Source organism: Mesorhizobium sp. M4A.F.Ca.ET.020.02.1.1, assembly GCF_004022645.1.
GTDB lineage: Bacteria > Pseudomonadota > Alphaproteobacteria > Rhizobiales > Rhizobiaceae > Mesorhizobium.
Map to the genome: position 1 here is coordinate 1 of NZ_RZOI01000735.1, position 2,958 is coordinate 2,958.

Consider the following 2,958-nt stretch of genomic DNA (forward strand, 5'->3'; position numbering starts at 1 on the left):
CCACGCGCTTGGCCCGGACCTGCCATAGCCGCTCGCGCGGCAAATCGCTGCCCGGGTTCTGCAAATGGTCGCTGACCCGCTCGACCAGCCCGACGAAATTCTGCGCATAATAGCCAAAAGCCGTCGTGCGCGTCAGCAAACGGACATTGTCCATCGCCTTGAGCTTCGCGATCGCGCCTTGAGCCCAGGCAAAGCCGTCCTCGCCGTCAATCCTGGCGCCGGCCTCGAAGCGCAGGCTGCCGCCGAACTCGGCCTGCTCGTCGGCGAGGATCACCCTGACGCCAGTCTCGGCGGCGGCAAGTGCCGCCGCGATGCCGGCCGCACCGCCGCCCAGCACCAGCACCTCGCAATGGGCATAGCGCGCGCCATAGTGGTCGGGATCCGGCTTGTCCGGCGAAACGCCGAGACCTGCCGCGGCGCGGATCTTCGGCTCGTAGAGGCTCTTCCAGGCCGCCTTCGGCCACATGAAGGTTTTGTAGTAGAAACCGGCCGAGAACAGCGGCGAGGCGATGTCGTTGACCGCGCCGACGTCGAAAGCGAGCGACGGCCAGCGGTTCTGCGAGTTGGCGGTGAGCCCGTCATAGAGCTCCTGCACGGTCGCGCGCACATTCGGCGTCTTGCGCGCGTCGTCACGCACGATCTGCACCAGGGCGTTCGGCTCCTCGGCGCCGGCGGAAAGGAAGCCGCGCGGCCGGTGATACTTGAACGAACGACCGACGAGATGGACGCCGTTGGCGAGCAGCGCGGAAGCGAGCGTATCGCCGTCGACGCCGGTATAGGCCTGGCCGTCGAAGCTGAAGCGAGCAGTCTTTGCCTGCTTGAGGCGGCCAGCGCCGGAAATGCGGAAGGAGGGGGTCATTTCGAGGCTCCCGGCAGCTTCGCGGGCTTCGGCTCGCCGGCCTTGTAGGTCATGATGAACTTGTCGGTGACGGTGTCGCGTACGGCGTTGAAGAAGCGCGCGCAGCCATGCATGTGCCGCCAGCGCTCATAGATCACGCCCTTGGGGTTCGAACGGATGAAGAAGAACTTCTCGAAATCGTCGTCGCTTTCGCCGGCCATGTTGGTCGAGCGCGCGATATGCGCCTCGCCGGCGTTGCGGAATTCGAGTTCCGGGCGCTCTTCCTCGCAATAGGGGCAGCGGATGAGAAGCATCTGTTGTTTCCTACAATTCGCCGTGGCCGGTGGCCGGTTGGTCGCAAAGCCTTTCGGCAACCATCAGTGCGCCACCGCCGCCGCCGCGGCCTCGTCGATCAGACGGCCGGTGCGGAAGCGCTCGATGGTGAAGGGCGCGTTGATCGGGTGCGGATCGTCCTTGGCAATCGTATGCGCAAAGACATGGCCCGAGCCCGGCGTCGCCTTGAAGCCGCCCGTGCCCCAGCCGCAATTGACATAGAGGCCCTTGACCGGCGTCTTGGCCAGGATCGGCGAGCGGTCCGGCGTTACGTCGACGATGCCGCCCCAGGAGCGCAGCATCTTCATGCGCGTGAAGATCGGGAACATCTCGCAGATGGCGTCGAGCGTATGCTGCAATATGTGCAGGCCGCCGGTCTGCGAATAGGAGACATATTGGTCGGTACCGGCGCCGATCACCAGCTCGCCCTTGTCCGACTGCGAGATATAGGCGTGCACCGTGTTCGACATGATCACGCAGGGCACGACCGGCTTGACCGGCTCCGAGACCAGCGCCTGCAGCGGATAGCTTTCCAGCGGCATGCGCACGCCCGCCATATCCATGATGACGGAGGAGTGGCCGGCCGCGACCACGCCGACCTTTTTGGCGCCGATGAAGCCGCGCGTCGTGTCGACGCCCATGACTGCGCCGTTCGGCGCCCGCTTGACGCCGGTGACCTCGCAATTCTGGATGATGTGGACGCCGCGCGCCGAGGCGCCGCGGGCATAGCCCCAGGCGACGGCGTCGTGACGCGCGGTGCCGCCGCGCCGCTGCAGGGCCGCACCCACCACGGGATAGCGCGCATCCTTGGAGATGTTGAGCGGCGGGCAGAACTCCTTCGCCTGCTCCGGCGTCAGCCATTCATTGTCGATGCCGTTGAGGCGGTTGGCGTGCACATGGCGCTTCAGCACCTGGATGTCGTGCACATTGTGCGCGAGCATCATCACGCCGCGCGCCGAATACATGACGTTATAGTTGAGCTCCTGGCTGAGCCCGTCCCACAGCTTCAACGCATGGTCATAGATGCCGGCGCTCTCGTCATAGAGATAGTTGGAGCGGATAATGGTGGTGTTGCGGCCGGTGTTGCCGCCGCCGAGCCAGCCCTTCTCCAGCACCGCGACATTGGTGATGCCATGCACGGTGGCCAGGTAGTAGGCCGTCGCCAGGCCATGGCCGCCGGCGCCGACGATGATGACGTCGTATTCCTTCTTCGGCTCCGGCGAAGACCATTGCTCTTCCCAGCCCTTGTGGCCGCGCATGGCCTCGCGGGCAATGGCGAATACCGAATATTTCTTCACGTTCCAGGCCTCGCGCCAGTAGCTTTCGCGGATTTGCGGCCGGGCATCCCCGCCTCGGCACGCGAGGAGTATCACTAGCGAAACCGCGCTGCCATCCTTGCGCTGTTTGCGACGGCGCTTGCCGTTTTGCGCCGTGACATCCACAGGCGAGCACCAAGCCACGCGGCACAAACCCCAATGCAGCTTTCGGGTGGCTCGGACCGCCGCCATTTGCGACCAAGCGTCCGATCGCTGGAAAGGCCGGCACGAAAGAAGGATGCTCAGAAGATGTTCGCACTGACAGACAAGGTCGCCATCGTCACCGGCGCCAGTTCCGGCATCGGCCGCGCCACTGCGAAACTTTTCGCCGAACAGGGTGCCCGGCTGATCGTCGCCGCCCGCCGACAGGCGGAGCTCGACAGGATTGTCGGCGAGATCGAGGACGCCGACGGCACGGCGGTCGCGCTGGCCGGCGACGTGCGCGACGAAGCCTTCGCAAAAGCCCTCGTC

Annotated in this window: 4 protein-coding genes; 1 reads left to right on the forward strand and 3 read right to left on the reverse strand. The window is 65.3% G+C overall.

Annotated features, from left to right (window positions below):
• The 3 genes from EN742_RS30200 to EN742_RS30210 all read right to left on the reverse strand — a co-directional run.
• Positions 1-859, reverse strand: an 859-nt coding sequence (locus EN742_RS30200) for a 2Fe-2S iron-sulfur cluster-binding protein (RefSeq protein ID WP_128333621.1), incomplete at its 3' end; no start/stop codon positions are given.
• Positions 856-1,152 (reverse strand): sarcosine oxidase subunit delta, encoded by a 297-nt coding sequence (locus tag EN742_RS30205; RefSeq protein ID WP_126058369.1) that lies wholly within the window; start codon positions 1,150-1,152, stop codon positions 856-858. The genes EN742_RS30205 and EN742_RS30200, both read right to left, overlap by 4 nt.
• 63 nt (positions 1,153-1,215) lie before the next feature.
• A complete protein-coding gene (locus EN742_RS30210; protein ID WP_126059363.1) occupies positions 1,216-2,469 on the reverse strand; it encodes a sarcosine oxidase subunit beta in 1,254 nt (417 codons plus the stop codon).
• Positions 2,470-2,736: 267 nt separating this feature from the next.
• On the opposite strand from EN742_RS30210, the gene EN742_RS30215 reads away from it, so the two are divergent.
• Positions 2,737-2,958: SDR family NAD(P)-dependent oxidoreductase (locus EN742_RS30215; RefSeq protein ID WP_128333622.1), on the forward strand; the 222-nt coding region annotated here is incomplete at its 3' end.

Bases quoted from the DNA above. Each gene is read 5' to 3' on its own strand.
- EN742_RS30205 (WP_126058369.1), bottom strand. From the start codon at position 1,152: ATGCTTCTCATCCGCTGCCCCTATTGCGAGGAAGAGCGCCCGGAACTC.